The sequence below is a fragment of the Paenibacillus cellulosilyticus genome, assembly GCF_003182255.1.
In the GTDB taxonomy this organism is placed as follows: domain Bacteria; phylum Bacillota; class Bacilli; order Paenibacillales; family Paenibacillaceae; genus Paenibacillus_T; species Paenibacillus_T cellulosilyticus.
This window is the reverse complement of the sequence record NZ_QGTQ01000001.1, coordinates 349,627-365,695: the sequence shown is the minus strand read 5'-3', so window position 1 is coordinate 365,695 and position 16,069 is coordinate 349,627. Positions and strand designations below refer to the sequence as shown.

The window sequence follows — 16,069 nt, the reverse complement described above, 5'->3', positions numbered from 1 at the left end:
AAGCGAAGATTGTGATTCGTAATTACTCGCCGCGCAAAATATGAACCATGATGATCGTCAAGTCCGTCACGTCGACGACATTGTCGAAGTTCACGTCAGCGCGCTGAGCTTGCGGCCAGTGCTCTGCATCAGTAGAGCTGATGCGGTAGTAGTCGATTGCGCGGGACAAGTCGGAAATCGACAGCTTGCCGTCGCCGTTAATATCGACGATGTCTTTGTACGTACGAAGGATCGTCGAAGCGAAACGACTATCGATATTCGCTGGGATCTCGTCATTGCCGGCTACACTGCCGCTAGATGCGGTCGAAGCGCTCACCAGCTGAATGTCGGCTTGCATCGTGCCAGCGCTTGTATCGATCGGTTCAAAGTTCAACTTAATAAGGTCCGTGTACTCGCTGAATGTGAGTGGGCTCGTGAAGCCGGCAACGATGCGGACCGTTCCGTTATCGTCACTCACATCAAGGACGCCGCTCGCCGAGTCGACCAAGGATGCTTGATCGAATTTGAACTTCGTTGCGTCGTACGAGATCGAAATGTCGAGTGCATTCACTGCTTTCGCATGGGAGAGAGACAGATAGAACTCAGCGTTCTCGTCCGCTGTGCGGATGATGACGCCCTGCTTCGCATAGATCTTCACATACGATGCGGCTTGTCCGACTTGAATGTCGAACGTATCCGTGTATTTCACGCCGTAGACTTCGTACGTAACCGTAATCGTCTTCGTGCCAACCGTGCTTGCGTCGAAGCCCGTAACCGTCACGTCGCTCAGTGCGAGCGGCGTCAGCGTGTTATCGCGGTTGATTTTGTTCACAACCATGCCCGTCGTGTCGAGAGCCGTATCGTCCGTCGTATACGTCAGCTTCGTCGGAGGAACAACGTCGAGGCCGTTCATGTCCGTCTTCACCATCGTGTATGTGTCGACTTTCTCTCTTGTGTCCGTACGGTACGTATCAACCGAAATGCCATAGTGATCGATGTTGATCATGGAGAACGTTGGGACCTTCAGCTGACTGCGTACTTGCGAGTAAACTTCTGGCGTTGCTTTGAGCTCGTAGTATTTGCTGCCGCTCGCCGAGTTCGCAGTGATGTACGCGATACCCGTTGGGTTGATGACACGGCCGTTAGCGTCAACCGTTTGATCGAGTTGTTTTTGGTCGCCTTGCATTTGGTATGTGCGTACATAGGAGTGGTCATGACCCATGAAGATGACGTCGATCTTGTACTGATCGAACACGGGGAACAGGGCGGCGCGCAGGTTCACGATTGCTGCTTCTGTCGAGTGGTTCGCTGCGCTGTAGATCGACTGGTGGAACGTTACGATTTTCCAGCGTGCATTCGGTACAGCGTTGACCGCTTGGTCAATGAACTCTGCGTGCGTAGCACCGCTTGGGTTGTTCGTATTGAGGACGATGAAGAGCGTTTCGCCATAGGTGTAGTAGTAGTCGCCGCCGGCGCTCGTTACACCATTCGTGGTCGATTCGTTTGGTTGGTTAAAATGGTACTTGTAGTTCACGGCTGTGTCGTGGTTGCCGACAACTGTAGCTACTGGAATGCTGCGGAGCAGCGAGGGGCTCAGGTACTGCGTGTACTCCGTTTCGCTTGTCGATGTGTTGACTTGGTCGCCAGCCGACATGATGAAGCTGAAGTTCGGGAACATGCTTCTTGCCGTATTCAGCGTATTGTCCCAGCCCGCAGCATCGTTTGCTGCGCTGCTGCCGGCGCCGATCTGAGGGTCGCCAACGAACATGATGCTGAATTGTTTAGGATCTTGTGTTTTGAAGTAGTAAATGTCGCTCCAGTGCTCGTCTAAGCCATCGCCGACCCGGTAACCATATTCGGTATTTGGCAGCAGGCCATTAACCGTTACTTTGTTGGAGTAGGCGCTGTTGGCAGCGGGTGTTGCGACGCCCGTGAACGATTGTATGAGGCTGTAATCGCCCGTTGCCAGAATAGCCTCTTTAGGCGCAACTTGAACGACCGTACCGACAGGGTTCTCTGTGGAGTACCACGTGAAGCGCATTTCCGACTCATTGGCACCGGGGTTGAGTGCAATGTTGCTCGAGCTGTACGGAGCGACCTCAGCAGCCAGCGGAGTAACCTCGGTGGATTGCGTGTCATCCGCGGCGTTAATAATCGATGCCGTCAGCGATGATGTCAGCACAGTCGCCAGCAGCAGCGAGTAAAAGCTCTTGCGGATACGTTTGCGATGAAGCTTAAAAACGTTAAACAAGATAATACCCTCCCTCAATGTAGTTGCCCGTCGAACAGCATGTCCGATCTTGCACCGTTTCCAATCGTAGGTCGAATATGTCATGACAATATTAACTATATAGTGAAAAAATTGTAAAATAGTGTGAGAATATCTCTATCGATGCCACTAGTGGTCACATGAACGCGCGTTGTATGAGCCAAATGAGACCGCAGCATGAGATGGCAGCGGACATCGCTGGAATCGTCCATTTAATCCGACGACCGTAATGAACGGCCGGGAAGAGCAGCAGCACGATCATAATTTGACCAAATTCGATACCGACGTTGAAGGTCAAAAGCGAAGCGGCCAGCTGTCCGCCATCGAGACGCATCTCGGAGAGGGTGCCTGCAAAGCCGAAGCCATGAATTAGGCCAAAGCCGAAGGCAAGCAGCATGTTGTGCTTGGTGGCATGTTTTTTGTTAAGTACGCTGTTCAATGCAACGTAGATAATGCTCAATGCAATGACGGACTCAACGAAGCGGCTTGGCAGCGTAACAACGCCGAATCCGGCGAGCAGCAGTGTAACGGTGTGAGCGGCGGTGAATGAAGTGATGACGCCTAGCATCTGCTTAATCGAGCGTGCGCCAATCAGTAGACCCAGCAGGAAGAGAATGTGGTCGTAGCCTGTGATGAGGTGTTCGATGCCGAGGATGAAGAACTGCTTGATTGCGCGCAGCGTACTCAGCTCACCGAGCTTAATTTCTCGCGTATCGAGGGAAAGGACATAGCTCTGCTTGCCGCCTCCGCTGCCATCGAGTGACATGGTGACATAGTTGACATGCCACATGTCGACATCGTCGAAGATGGGCTGATAGTCTAGCACGAAGTGCTCGGGCTTATTGCCAACATGGAAGCGCATGACGGCTTCAGCATAGGGTTGGTCGCGTGCTTCAGTCGCCACCAGGGACAGGATATCGCCTTCTAGGGGGAGGCTGTCGGCGTATAGCTTGATTTTGTCGAGCAAATAGTTCTCAATGTCCTGCCAACGATCATGGATGAGCTTGTCCAGTACAGGAGCGGAGAAGTCGCCAACATCGATGTCATTGGGTGCAACAGCGAGGCGAAGATCGTACATATCGATCCGGAGATCGTACGTAATGTCCCCGTCTTTCAAAGTAATGTCGGAATAGGCAACGCTGTCCCCGCCATGCGCATAGGCTGCTGGAGCAGCAGTGAGCATCATGGTGACGAGCAACAATCCGAGTAGGCCTGCGGCATACCATCGGTAGACCCTGCTGCGTTTCATCGATCTACAACCTCCTGAGGGATTCGTCAAAGTTCCTCCTGATACTACGTTCCATTTGTAAAATACAATCGACTAGAATATGTCATTATTGTAAATTAACAGACGCGTAACAATTGATTCGTATGATGTTGGCAGATGATATCGAATCATGCGGAGGGACATGGACGTGGGAGAATGGATGAAGAGGCTGTCGCAGCCGAAGCTCAGATCGGCCTTGTTTGTTGTGATGCTGCTTGTGCTCATTGGGGCGGTGTATCAGTTCAATCAGATGGACGAGTTTACGTATAACGAGACGGGAGGCACCTCCTATATTCGGTATGAGAAGGCTCGTGTCATGGAAGTCACGGATGAACAGCTAGAGAAGGACCCGAAGATCAGCGGCCTATACCACGGCACGCAGCAGCTGTCGTTGAAGCTGTTAAGCGGTGAGCATAAGGGCGAGACCGTTTCGGTGACGAACTATCTAAGCACGATGTTCAACGTACACGCCAAGCCGGGAATGAAGCTAATCGTCGATGTGGATTCGGCTGATGCGACGCATTATATGGTGACCGTATACAGCTATTACCGGGCGCCGCTGCTGTATGGCATGGTCGGAGTATTTCTGGCCATTCTGTGGGCGATCGGCGGGAAGAAAGGGTTGAAGTCTGCTGCCGGTCTTATCGTCACATTCGGAAGCATTGTGTTTCTGTTCATTCCGATGCTATACCGGGGCTATTCGCCAATGCTGGCAGCTATTCTCGTCGTGGCGCTTACGATAATCGTGACGTTGCTGCTGCTCGACGGGTGGAGCTCGAAGTCCTTATCTGCGATTATCGGTACGATGATCGGGGTCGTCTTCGCAGGCTTGCTTGCGAGTCTGGCTGGGGAGCTGCTGCATATCTCGGGCTTTAATACGCCAGATTCGGAGACGCTCATTCTGATTGCGGACAATACAGGCATGTCGGTAGGCGGGCTGCTGTTCGCGGGCATTCTGCTGGCGGCGCTTGGTGCAATCATGGACGTCGGAATTACGGTCGCATCTTCGGTGTATGAGGTATATCGCACGAATCGCGAGCTTGGCTGGCGCGCGCTGTTCATGGCGGGCATGAATGTCGGCCGCGATATGATGGGCACGATGGCCACAACACTTATTCTAGCGTTCACGGGCTCCTCGCTCATGTCGTTGATTGTGCTGTATGCCTACAAAGTTCCTTACACCCAGCTCGTGAACATGAACATGGTAACGATTGAAGTGCTGCAGGGCATTACGGGCAGTATCGGCGTTATTCTGACAGTGCCGATCGTCGCGCTCGTTTCGGCGAGGTTCATGCCTTACTATGACCGAATCGGTCAAGCGAAGGCGCAGGGTGCGATGGACATGCCAGCTCAGCAAGAGCCGAAGCAGGAGCATTCGATCGCTTAGCTGTGTGCGCGGTGGTGGAATAGAGTAGGGGAAAGTATCTTATCAGACCCGAATGGGACGTAAGTGCTAGTTAGTACAGATAAAAGTATCTTATCCAATCCCCAAAAACAGGGCGGGCCGGATAGAGCACACAAAATCGCTCTATTCAGCCCGCCCGCATTTCTATTTAAAGCTTATAGCGGCCGAGCTCCTCTTGGAGCTTGGCTGCTGTTGTACTCAGCGCTTCTGCGGAGGCGAGTACCTCCTCCATGCTGGCGAGCTGCTCCTCGGTGGAAGCAGACACTTCCTGCGTCTTGCCGAGCGTAACCTTCGACTGAAGGGATGTCTCATGTACGGAAGAAGCGACCTGCTCGGTCGATGCAGACAGCTGCATCGAGGATGCGGATACTTCGCCGATCTGGACGGCTACCTGACCAATCGCCTCCGAGATGCCGTCGAATACGCTGGTCAACCGCTCCATCGAAGACATACCGTGAGCGGTCTCGGCTGCACTGCCGCTCATCGCGGCCACCGCACGGCGAATGCCCTGCGCCGCCTCTGTCACGAGCGCACCAATCTCGTCAGCGGAATGGCTCGACTGCTCGGACAGCTTCTTCACTTCCTGGGCGACAACCGAGAAGCCTTTTCCATGCTCGCCCGCACGCGCGGCTTCGATGTTAGCGTTCAACGAGAGCAGGTTCGTCTGGCGTGCGATCTCCGTCATCACCTCGGCGATGGAACCGATCTGCCCGGACAGCTCACTGAGGCGATTTAGTGCCTGCGATGTCTCGTCTGATTTTACGCGGATGGAAGCCATCAGCTTCGCAGTTTCTGCGACGGCTTGACGACCTTCCGCTGAGCTGGCGGCGGCTTGGTCTGCTTTATCGGCGGCTGAACCGGCTGACTCTGCGATTGTTGCGATACCTTCCGCCATCTCCGTCATTGCCTCGGCGTTCTGATCGGATATCGAGGATTGCTGGTCGGCCATCGTCGCGAGCTCCTGTACCGACAGTGCGATCTGATTGGTCGCCATCGTTGTCGTACCGGCTGCGGCCTCCAGATCCGAGGAGGCTGCAGCTAGTTGATTCGCTACGGTCTGGTTTGCGCGCAGCAGTCTGGCGAAAGCTTCTGCTACGCGGTTGAAGGCATCGCCGACGCTGCGCAGCTCGTCGCGTGTCACGAGCTCGGCCCGTACGCTTGCATCGCCTTCTGCCAGCTTCGTTGCAGCTTTCTCAAGAACGAGGATCGTCCCCCGAACATTGCGGTAAAAGGCGGCGAATACGAGCACGACGATGAGCAGTATGACACCGTTCAATACGAGCATCCGGTTTCGCTCGCCGGCTTCCCGGTCGATTCGCTGCTGAAGCTGATCATGCATCATGACAGATGTGCTGGTATACATGGCTGTAATGCGGTCGATTGCAGCCGTCGCTTGGGCGAAGAAGTCGTTGCTATCGATCGTCAGTTGACCGCTTAGAATCTCCGCACTGAACAAGCTTCCGTATTGTTGAACCGCCTGTGCCGCATTGGTATAGGCCTCTTTCAGGGCTGCGACGTCTTCTTTGTAGACGGAGGCATTCGTCCAATCTTTCTGCAAGCTGGTCGCCGCGCTCTGAATATGGTCGTATGTGATCATATAGTCAAGCTTCTCGTCCGGCGTCAGTTTGCCTCGAACCAACGTCCCCATTGCCTGACCGCGTGTACGGCTTACCATCTCGGTTAACAACGGGAGCCGCTGCACGAGCATATCCATGAGATAGTAGGTATGCTGTTCCGGATCGAGCGTCAGCTCTGATGCATCCGACACCGCACTGTTAAAGGTAAGCAGATCATCAATGAACGCAGTATGTTTATCAAAGCTATCTTCTGCGGATAGATTCGCATATTCCTCTTGCAGCATCGATAACCGCGTCTCGAGTCCACTCCAAGCGGAATGGGTACCAAACGCTGCGCCATAAAGCGCATCCTGCTCGTTAATGGCTTGCGCAGCCTGCTGCCATTCCTTCTCCAGCTTTACAAGCTCTGCCTCCTGGCTCTTGTCTCCATTCAAGTAAGCGTTGGCTAATCCCCGATGCTTCTGAACGGCGATGAGCAGCTGGTGAACCGGCTTCAAGTAGGCAACGCCATGCTGTTCGTTCTTCCCGACTTTTATCGTTTTTTGAATTTCTGATGTTAGGGAATAGGACATAAATGCAATAGGGATTAAGAATAAAATACCGATCAACGTAAATTTCTGATTGTAATTGAGACGATTCATAACATTCAATAGGGATATGGACATGGAACCAGCCTCTTTCCGACTAACTTATGTAAGGTTTAATGACATTCTATTCTAAAATCCGTGAAAAAACCATCGATTTTTTTGCATACATTGACATACGGTCTAAGCCCATCTAACAAATAGGTAACATTTTGATGCATGAAAAAGTACCTCTCTCGTCCTCTTGATAGGATCGATGGAGCACGTTTAGGGCGTTAGTATCAAATAAATTTAGGCACAAAGTCTCGTCTTGCTCATACCTAATTCCTCTATAATAGGAATAAGAACATTTCGACATATTGTGCGATTATCTGACATAATTACACAGAAAAGGTGAGGGGCAGGACATGATTTCTCCTTTTTTTAAGAAGAAAGATTCATCCACTAAGCAAGCTGAACCGCAAATGACGAAACCGGAATTGGAAGAGGTTAGCGCGGTTGAGCCCGATGCGGAGCTCACGCATTTGGCTGCTGAGGAGGAAGAGCCGTCTCCGCTTGCTGCATCGTTCAACAAGACGCATATGGACAAGCGTTCGCTTGATCTCGTCTTTGCCGTTGAACAGGTCATTCAAGCCAGACAGCATGCAGAACGGAGCATCCATGAGCTGCAGGATCGATTGACGCATTCGAGCGGACATGTGGATCGTTTGAATCGGGAAGTGAAAGCGCTCAATCAAGTAATCAGCGACCGGGAGAAAAACATACTGGAGCTCGAACGCAAGCTGACCGATAAGAACCTTAAGGTCGATCAGGCCATGGAAGACTATCGCGAACTGCAGGGTGCGCTGACGGGGGAGATCGAGGAATTGAAAAATGCGATCGAGCTTGAGGAGCAAAAGTACGGCACTTTGCTTCAGAAGCATAACGAAGCACTTGCCGATAAGGTCAAGGCGATCAATGAGTTCGAAGATAAGCTCAGCAGGCTCGAGGTTGAGAATGCACACTTGAAGCAGAAGTATGAGGCAATGCGTGAAGAGAAGACTTATTTGGCGAATATGATCAGCGATTTCACAAGCCGTATGTCTGCACCGCTGGGGCAAGGGAAGAGCAGCAGCTAAATAATCAATAGTAACGGTTCCTTGTCACGACAACGCGAATGCGCAGCAGAAGGCAAGGGGAGGACGAGGGCTCTATGACACACAATACGATTCCGATGGTCGAGCTATTATCGCTCGAGCAGTCGTCTAACCGTTACCAGATGGAGATCGCGATCACCCGCAGCAGCGGGGAAGCGAACATCGATTGGTTTGAGCTGGACGATTTTACTTATAGCCAGTTGTCTCTATTGCAAGTGGAAGGATATCGGATACGCTTGTCGCTGTATGCCAAATGGGATCCATACCAGCGGCATTACTACAGCACGATCGTTAGGATCAAGGGATCGTTCCAAGAGACGCTGTACTTTATTTGTTCGAATACATACATACAACAACTGTCTGCGCTGCGAATGCGGCTATCATCCGTTCAGGTGGAGGAAGCTTTAACGTCTGCGGTGGACCTTGACAAAGTGTCGGCTGAAGAGAACTCAGCGCCAGCGCAGCAGCAAGCCGCGGGCACCGCCCGTAGAAACAAGCTGCTGAGAGGCCGCGGACTGCTCTGGAAGGCTTCGCTGATCAGCCTATTGCTGCTCTTGGCGATGATGTTCCGCATGCAGGAGCTGCTGTTCATCGATCGGGTCGATGCCACCGACGAGCATTCGTCAAATAGCCGATCGAGCCATCCGTCGAGTGTCGTCGAGGCTGCAGTAAGCGACAGCCAACATGCTGTACTAACAGTGGGTTCGGCCAACAAGGCGCTTATAGAACCGTTAGTGACAGCCGCGCCAAAGACGAACACTGCGAATGCGGCGAAGTCGGAAACGAAGGTTCAGACGAAGGATGCGGCAAGCAAGACGAACGTGCAGCACAATGAACTCAAGTCGGACGGCTACACCTACAGCCTCCCGAAAGGGTACGTGGCATTAACCTTCGATGACGGTCCGTCCGCGTACACGAAGCAGATCGTTGATATTTTGACTGACAATGACGTAGCGGGCACGTTTCTTTTCATTGGGAAGAATGCGGCCAAGAATCGGTCGGCGGTCGGCTACGCAGTTGAACATGGCATGTCGGTAGGCAATCACTCATGGGATCATAGCAAGCTGACTAAGCTGACCGATAAGGCGAAGCTGGCGAACATTACGCAGACGAATGATGAGCTGGTCAGTGATGGCGCTAAGCAGGTTACGCTGTTCCGACCGCCTTATGGTCTCATTAACAGCGAGCTGGCCGCCCAGGTGAAGAAGCAGAAGATGAAGGTGCTCATGTGGAACCGTGACCCGGAGGACTGGAATGCGGACACACGTGATGAGATTTTAGACTATTTCGAAAAAGTTAATCCTTCGGGCGGCATCTACGTGCTGCACGAGAAGAAGCATACGGTCGAAGCGCTTCCTGCTATTATTGAATACTTAAAGAAGAAACAGCTGAAATTCGTCATTTTCGAATAAAATACTTCACTTCAATAAAAATCCGCTCCCTATTGCGCAATGTCACTAAGTTACGACAATGACATTGCCCGGTAGGGAAGCGGATTTTTATGTTCGCCTCTTTCTTGTTACTCCGATAATAGATCCTGCACATAACGAGGCAGAACGAAGCAGGAGCGCAGCAGCTCCGGTGTCATATATTTGGCATCCTCTGTGCGCAGCCGCGAGAGATCGGCTATAAGTGGATCGTACTGCTTCGATGCAAGCGTGAAGCTCCATATCCCTCCTGGGAAGGAGGGGATGCAGCATAGGTAGGTGCGTACGATAGGAAAAATCCGCTTCAAGCTGCGTACCGTATTGCGTAGGCTGTTCCCGTTGTAGCAGGGCGAACCAGACTGAATGACGACCACGCCGTCGTTGGTTAAGCTGTCGTGTACATATTGATAGAAAGCCGGTTTATACAACGAAACAGCCGGACCATAAGGGTCAGAACGATCGATGAGCAGCACGTCGAACGCCTTCTTACGTCCCTGAATCCAGCGATAACCGTCGGCATACGTCATCTGCACACGGTTGTCGCTCGCGACTGCTGCTGCGTTAGGCATCCAGACTTTGCATACCTCTATCACGCGTTCGTCAATCTCGACAACCTCAACCTGCTCCACCGTATCATATTTCATTGCTACGCTTGCTGGGCCGCAGTCCCCGCCGCCAATCATCGCGATCCGCCTAGGTGCAGGGTGCGTCACCATCGGGATATGGGTAATCATCTCGTTGTAGACGAACCCGTCCTTCGTCGTTACTTGCGGTGTGCCGTCCAGCACGAACATTCGACCAAAGCCTTTCGTCTCGACGATGCTAATCTCCTGGTAGGCGGATCGTTCATAATGCAGCAGTGCTTCCACCTTGTAGCCTGCCTCCATATGAAGCTGAGGGAGGTCGTCCCACAGCCATAGTTCGCCGTTCGATTCCTTCTGGAAGCCGGTTAATGAAGGTTTTCTGTTCGTCATGTTCGTCTATCCCTCCGCCATACTGTCATCGAATTGCAGGTTTTGTCCCAATGCTCCTACTATATGAATCTCTTAATAGATTTGTATGGGCTGCAGCGCGGGTTACAGGAGGTTCATAAAGTACTGTAAAAAAACCGTCAATACGCTAACAGAACTATGTAAAAACAAATAAAAAACGCCAGTGAGCATTGTTAGCTCACTGACGCGAATATGCAAGAATAAATTAGTGTGCAAGTGCGAACAGGCCGTGGATGTGCGACAGGTAACGGATGTTCGAAGCTTCTTTCATCCACGATGCTGGCAGACCTTTAAGCTGCGTGTTGTTGCCGCCGATGGAGCCTACGCCGTCTTTGCGGCCGAGGCTTGCAAGCGTACCGGAGAATACAGGGTTGAACTTCTCCATTGCGCCGCCGCGGAACAGTGCTGCCAGGTTAACGCCAACCGTTTCACCCATTTGCCAAGCCAGCTGTGCTGTTGGCGGGTAAGGACGATCGCCGCCCTCTGGGAATACAACCGCGCAGTCGCCTGCGAGGAAGACGTCGGAGTGCGAAGTCGATTGCAGCGTAGGCGTAACCGTGCTGCGACCGCGGTCTTCTGCGAGTCCGCAGCTGCCAACGATCGGGTTGCCTTTAACGCCGCCCGTCCAGATGATCGTGTTGGACGCGATTGTGCTGCCGTCCTTAAGCGATACGGTGTCCTTCGTAGCTTCCGTAATTGCAACGCCCGTCAGGAACTTGATGCCGCGTTTCGTGAGGCTTTCAACCGAACGCTCGATGAGCGGCTTCGGAAGCATTGGCAGAATGCTTGGACCAGCTTCTACGCAGTAGATGCTGATGTCGTTGAAGTCGATGCCTTTGTTACGGCATACTTCTGGCAGTTTGTCAGCGAATTCGCCAACAAGCTCAACGCCCGTCAGGCCGCCGCCGCCAACAACGATCGTAGCGTCTTTCTTGTCGCCCGATTTCTTGTAAGCGTCAAGACGTGCTTCAACGTGAGCGCGGATTTTGTTCGCGTCGTTCGCCGATTTCAGCACGAGGCTGTTCTCTTCGAGGCCTGGGATGCCGAAGTAGTTCGTTTCGCTGCCCAGAGCAACGACGAGTGCATCGTACTTGAGCGTCGTGCCGCTCTCAAGAACAACTTGCTTCTCGTTCGGATGAATGTTCTTAACACCGTCAACCAGGATGTTAACGCCTTTGCTGCCCAGCAGCTTATCCAGTGGAAGTGCTACAGCTGCTTCTTTAATCGTGCCGCCAGCAAGACGGTGAAGCTCGGTAATAATTTGGTGGGTCGAGAACCGGTTGACAAGCGTAATCGTTGCCTCTGCAGTCGTCAGATGCTTACGCGCGGACAAAGCTGCAAGGACGCCGCCGTAACCGCCGCCCAGAATCAAAATTTGTTTCGACATGTCCATCCTCCATTCGTACTCAACTGTTCAGTTGGTTGTTGATCGTATAATGCCGTTGCTGCGAAATGGCTTATTTCCGTTCAGCCAGTACATTCAAGAAAGCTTGAGCGAAACGAAGCGTTTTTTGAACTTCCGGATCCTTGAGCATTTTGAGCATACCGAACAGACCGACCGTCGTCGTATCCGCTTGTGCGCGCTCGCCTGCTTCCATAGCTGCTGCAGCGATGCCTTTTGCCTTCTCCGTTACCGGTGTTACGAATTCGCCAATACCGTGCGCGAAGTCGTTGATAAGCACCTTATCCGTAGCGATGTTGTACGCGAAGTCATACGCCTTCGTGAGCGTCGTCACCATCTCTGCCAGCTTTGGCAGATTGTCCACCAATACAGTCAGGGATTGCTGGATTTCAGGATTCGTCAATTGTTCAAGCACGTCTAACGGTTTGGATTCAACAGATTGCGACATGAGAACGTCCTCCTTTACGTTGGAATGGGTTAGGTTTAGTCTTCTCGATTGTGCCGATCACTAACGCGTATAATTCGCTGAATAGTTTGCAACATTTTTCACAAAAGAAATCGCAGCATAGGCGTTGTTCTCGGTGAAGGGCAAAATGCTTTAGCGACGATGACCTAATCGGGTTTAGTACCTATAGTGATAGTTTACACCTTTTTGCCGCGAAATTAAAAAGTTTTTTTCGAAAGGAAAAGATTTTTGTTGTAAACGATAACAATATGCATAAAAAACCTGACGTGAATGAAACTATAACGGGCTTTTCGAAAGGTTAATTTAGGACTGATAAGCGGACGAAGGAGATGACCATCATGAAGCAATGGATGAAGTTTACAGCGGCAGCCTTGTTAGCTACCATGATCGTACCATCGATTGCGGATGCAGCAACAGGCGCTGCATCTGCAAAAGGAGTGACGGTGAAGGCTATGCAGCTTACTCCAAGCTCCGAGACGCGGCAGCAGACGCTGACGAAATCGGCTGTTCAATTCTCTAACGAAATGAGAAGACTGTGGATTGAGCATATTGGCTGGACAGGCACATACATCGTTAGTGCAATCGCTGGTCTAGAGGATCAGCAGGCGGTGCTCGCAAGGCTGCTTCAGAACCAGAAGGACATTGGCAATGCGATTAAGCCCTATTATGGCGAAGCGGCTGGCAATCAGCTTGCAACATTGCTACAGGAGCATATTATGCTCGCGGGCAAGGTGATTGATGCAGCGAAGGCCGGCAATACGGCGGATCTCAACAAGTATAACGCGCAGTGGCATCGTAACGCGGATGACATTGCTCGCTTCCTGGCGACAGCCAATCCGAATTGGAATGCTAAGGAATTGCAGGACATGCTGTATACGCATCTGAAGCTGATCAACGACCAAGTCGCGGCGCGTCTGAAGAAGGATTGGCAGGCAGATATTCTTGCCATCGATCAGAATGAAGCACATATGATTAAGTTTGCTGATTTGCTGTCGGAAGGCATCATTAAGCAGTTTCCGAAACAATTTCAATAAGCGACTGTAACAAGCTCCATGGAGCAGCCTCGGTCCCCCTTTCTTAGGACCGAGGCTGTTTGCCATGTCAACAAAACTATGGGACTACACGATAAGAAAGAGGACCATCCGGTGATATCCGGTGAGGCCCTCTTACGATTTACGCTGCTGCTACTGGTCCGACAGCCGCTCCAATATGGCATTACCTGTGCTGCTGACGCGTACATAGGCATAGCGCGCTTCGCGTTGAACATCCATACCTGTGCCTTCTGGGACAAAATACGTTTCGATGCCGTACTGAACGGTTCCCCAGCCATCCCAACGGCCGTTCATGATGACCTCGTTTGGTTCGATTGATTCGCCTTGCGAATAAAGCCGACTGAACTGATAGACACCATTGGCATCGAGCTTCAGCACGACTTTTACTTTATGAGCATTGCTGTTTCTCAGATCCGTCTCAACAAGAGAAGATGGCCTCGAATTCGTATAAGACAACGTGACATAGTCGCCTTGCAGCATAGAACGCGGATCGACTGGCGCAATCTCTAGCTTGACCGGTGTGCCCGAACGGAGAGCATGCTCGCTTGCTGCGGCCTGGTAGCTGATGAAACCTAACTGCAGGACAACGGTGATAACGAGCAGCAGGGGCCTCAGCTTCCAATAGGATGGTGTGACGGTATGAGTTTGCACGGCAGTCTTGGCATCGAACCTCCGTGCATACCAGTAAGTAACGGCAAGCAGAAGGATGCCGAGCAGTGCAAGCGTAATCGACTTGTGCAGCAGCGACCATAGCAGGTCGTAATATTTGAAACCGACAAAGATGAACCAGAATACTGCACTAATGAGCGCCTCCATCTCCCGATGCTTCCGGATGAGCCAGAACAGCAGCAGCGTCACGATGACGAAGTTGGCGACATTGAACAATGCATACGAATAAGCGAATCGATCATCAAAGAACGTCAAGCTCAGCATATACAGCAGCGAGAAGAAGAAGCTTGCTATCTGCATAGGGGAGGGCCGGGGCTCCCCATGGACTGTCGCTTGTCGCTGCATTCGGATATAGACGAGAACATTAATGGCTAACAGGACGAGCAGCACGTTCGTTATTGGCCAGTTTTGCGAATCGAATAGATGGTACAGGCAAATATAGCCGTGCAAGTTGAGCAGACCATACATAACATAGCGCGTGACAGGCTGCTTGAGCAGCGCTAGTCCGGCGGCCGACAGAAGTACAAGCGGTATATCTGCGACAAATGAGCCGATGAATGCAGCTGCTATAATGCCGAGAATGAAGCCGACTGCCAGCAGCGTATAGCGGACGGTCACTTCGATGCGCGGTAGAATAAGCATCGGCAGGACAAGCACAATTCCTATGGCATATACGATATAAAAGGGATCGGCGCTGTCCGTCAGCATCATGACGAGTCCTAATATCGAGGCGCTGCCAATCACTGCGCTGAGGCCCGTAATAGCAGCCGATACGATTATGGCGGTTAGACTGCCGCGATGTCGGTGGCTCGGTTTGCTGTGTGGTTGGATCGGATGCGTCTCTACTTGGTCCGCTTCTACTACCGTGTACGAATGATGGTCGGACTCATGTGGAACGTCCAGTTTGCTAAGACGCCGGAAGAACATGATGTTACCGGTGAGGAGCAGGACGACGAATACCAAGCCATAGAAGAAGAACGCGATCGAAGCAAAGTTGATGAGCAGCTCGATGAACTTCAGCACGGCGAAGGCGGACGCTGCGAGCGCGCTGAGCGTGAGATAGATTTTGTCCAGATGAATGCGCATGTAATAATAGAACGCGGCTGCAATGGCAGCGATCGAAACGATGTTCATGAGGAAGCCGTAATGCTCGAACACGAGTGAATTGGACATCCACAGCAGCGAAATATGGCAGATGAGGAAGCTCAACAGCCGGATCGGTGCAGAAATCAGCAGCTTTTTCTCTGTCAGGACGAGCATCACCAAGTTAATGAGGGCGAAGAATGCGCCAATGAGAAGCATCGTGCCCTCGCTGTAGTTAGGCGATAGATTGGTTGGATAGAAGTACTGCCAGAGCGCGATGTGGCCCAATATATAAGTAAGTACGTAGAACGGATAATAGCGCGTAATGAGACTGAATAGTAATGCGGCGATTGCCCAGATCAGAAACAGCCCATAGCTGTCTGCGTGTGAGTTGTAGATTTGGCCAAGCAGTGCGACAGATGCACCAAAGGCGATGCAGCCGCCTAGCAGCAGCACAGCGGATAGAAATAGATGATGACCGCGCATTGTCCGGATACGGGAGACGCCATAAGAAGCCCCGTACAGAAGAACGACAAGCGCTCCGGCCAGCACGGTGCGGCTGATGCGATCCATCCCATTCCAATTGGCAGCGAAAAAATAAATAATGGCGGCAAGGATCATCGAGATGCCGAGTATAAAGCCAGTCCTCACGGTGCCGAGTCGAAGCATTGCTTCACAATCCTTCCTTATATGGATCTGCTCCTATTATAATGACCGATTCGCTGCTCTCCTAGTACTATTTTGGGGTAGTACCGGCAGTC

General features: G+C 51.9%; 11 protein-coding genes. 4 read left to right on the top strand and 7 right to left on the bottom strand.

Annotated elements, in window-relative coordinates; all coding sequences use genetic code 11:
• Positions 1–22: 22 nt before the first annotated feature.
• Together DFQ01_RS01530 and DFQ01_RS01525 are read right to left on the bottom strand one after the other, a co-directional pair.
• Positions 23–2,230 (bottom strand): fibronectin type III domain-containing protein, encoded by a 2,208-nt coding sequence (locus DFQ01_RS01530; RefSeq protein ID WP_174812889.1) that lies wholly within the window; start codon positions 2,228–2,230, stop codon positions 23–25.
• 154 nt (positions 2,231–2,384) lie between these two features.
• A complete protein-coding gene (locus tag DFQ01_RS01525) occupies positions 2,385–3,497 on the bottom strand; it encodes a HupE/UreJ family protein (protein ID WP_110042107.1) in 1,113 nt (370 codons plus the stop codon).
• A 166-nt stretch (positions 3,498–3,663) separates the two neighbouring features.
• Between DFQ01_RS01525 and DFQ01_RS01520 the strand changes: the two genes are divergently transcribed.
• Entirely contained in the window at positions 3,664–4,902 is a 1,239-nt protein-coding gene (locus DFQ01_RS01520) for a YibE/F family protein (RefSeq protein ID WP_245946475.1), read from the top strand.
• A gap of 166 nt (positions 4,903–5,068) precedes the next feature.
• Here the strand turns inward: DFQ01_RS01520 and DFQ01_RS01515 are convergent, their stop codons facing one another.
• Entirely contained in the window at positions 5,069–7,162 is a 2,094-nt protein-coding gene (locus DFQ01_RS01515) for a methyl-accepting chemotaxis protein (protein ID WP_110042106.1), read from the bottom strand.
• A 383-nt stretch (positions 7,163–7,545) separates the two neighbouring features.
• On the opposite strand from DFQ01_RS01515, the gene DFQ01_RS01510 reads away from it, so the two are divergent.
• A complete protein-coding gene (locus DFQ01_RS01510) occupies positions 7,546–8,199 on the top strand; it encodes a hypothetical protein (protein WP_245946474.1) in 654 nt (217 codons plus the stop codon).
• Between the two features lie 74 nt (positions 8,200–8,273).
• The gene (locus tag DFQ01_RS01505) at positions 8,274–9,629 is read left to right on the top strand and encodes a polysaccharide deacetylase family protein (protein ID WP_174812888.1); all 1,356 of its coding nucleotides are present in this window, start codon (positions 8,274–8,276) and stop codon (positions 9,627–9,629) included.
• A gap of 107 nt (positions 9,630–9,736) precedes the next feature.
• Here DFQ01_RS01505 and speE read toward each other — a convergent pair whose 3' ends face one another.
• From speE to DFQ01_RS01490, 3 genes are all read right to left on the bottom strand, one after another.
• Positions 9,737–10,618 carry a polyamine aminopropyltransferase gene (speE, locus tag DFQ01_RS01500; RefSeq protein WP_110042103.1) on the bottom strand — a complete coding sequence of 294 codons (882 nt, stop codon included), beginning with the start codon at positions 10,616–10,618 and terminating at the stop codon, positions 9,737–9,739.
• Positions 10,619–10,841: 223 nt separating this feature from the next.
• A complete protein-coding gene (locus DFQ01_RS01495; protein WP_110042102.1) occupies positions 10,842–12,023 on the bottom strand; it encodes an NAD(P)/FAD-dependent oxidoreductase in 1,182 nt (393 codons plus the stop codon).
• A gap of 70 nt (positions 12,024–12,093) precedes the next feature.
• Entirely contained in the window at positions 12,094–12,486 is a 393-nt protein-coding gene (locus DFQ01_RS01490) for a DUF1641 domain-containing protein (RefSeq protein ID WP_110042101.1), read from the bottom strand.
• 356 nt (positions 12,487–12,842) lie between these two features.
• On the opposite strand from DFQ01_RS01490, the gene DFQ01_RS01485 reads away from it, so the two are divergent.
• On the top strand, positions 12,843–13,538 hold the full coding sequence (locus tag DFQ01_RS01485; RefSeq protein WP_245946473.1) for a glycosyltransferase: 696 nt from the start codon (positions 12,843–12,845) through the stop codon (positions 13,536–13,538).
• Positions 13,539–13,688: 150 nt separating this feature from the next.
• Here DFQ01_RS01485 and DFQ01_RS01480 read toward each other — a convergent pair whose 3' ends face one another.
• Positions 13,689–15,977, bottom strand: a complete 2,289-nt coding sequence (locus DFQ01_RS01480; RefSeq protein WP_110042099.1) for a GDYXXLXY domain-containing protein — start codon at positions 15,975–15,977, stop codon at positions 13,689–13,691.
• Positions 15,978–16,069: the final 92 nt, after the last annotated feature.

Excerpts from the sequence above, each read along its gene's own strand:
- DFQ01_RS01485 (WP_245946473.1), top strand. The coding sequence starts at position 12,843 with ATGAAGCAATGGATGAAGTTTACAGCGGCAGCCTTGTTAGCTACCATG.
- DFQ01_RS01505 (WP_174812888.1), top strand. The coding sequence starts at position 8,274 with ATGACACACAATACGATTCCGATGGTCGAGCTATTATCGCTCGAGCAG.
- speE (WP_110042103.1), bottom strand. The coding sequence starts at position 10,618 with ATGACGAACAGAAAACCTTCATTAACCGGCTTCCAGAAGGAATCGAAC.
- DFQ01_RS01510 (WP_245946474.1), top strand. The coding sequence starts at position 7,546 with ATGACGAAACCGGAATTGGAAGAGGTTAGCGCGGTTGAGCCCGATGCG.
- DFQ01_RS01495 (WP_110042102.1), bottom strand. The coding sequence starts at position 12,023 with ATGTCGAAACAAATTTTGATTCTGGGCGGCGGTTACGGCGGCGTCCTT.
- DFQ01_RS01525 (WP_110042107.1), bottom strand. The coding sequence starts at position 3,497 with ATGAAACGCAGCAGGGTCTACCGATGGTATGCCGCAGGCCTACTCGGA.
- DFQ01_RS01490 (WP_110042101.1), bottom strand. The coding sequence starts at position 12,486 with ATGTCGCAATCTGTTGAATCCAAACCGTTAGACGTGCTTGAACAATTG.
- DFQ01_RS01480 (WP_110042099.1), bottom strand. The coding sequence starts at position 15,977 with ATGCTTCGACTCGGCACCGTGAGGACTGGCTTTATACTCGGCATCTCG.
- DFQ01_RS01515 (WP_110042106.1), bottom strand. The coding sequence starts at position 7,162 with ATGTCCATATCCCTATTGAATGTTATGAATCGTCTCAATTACAATCAG.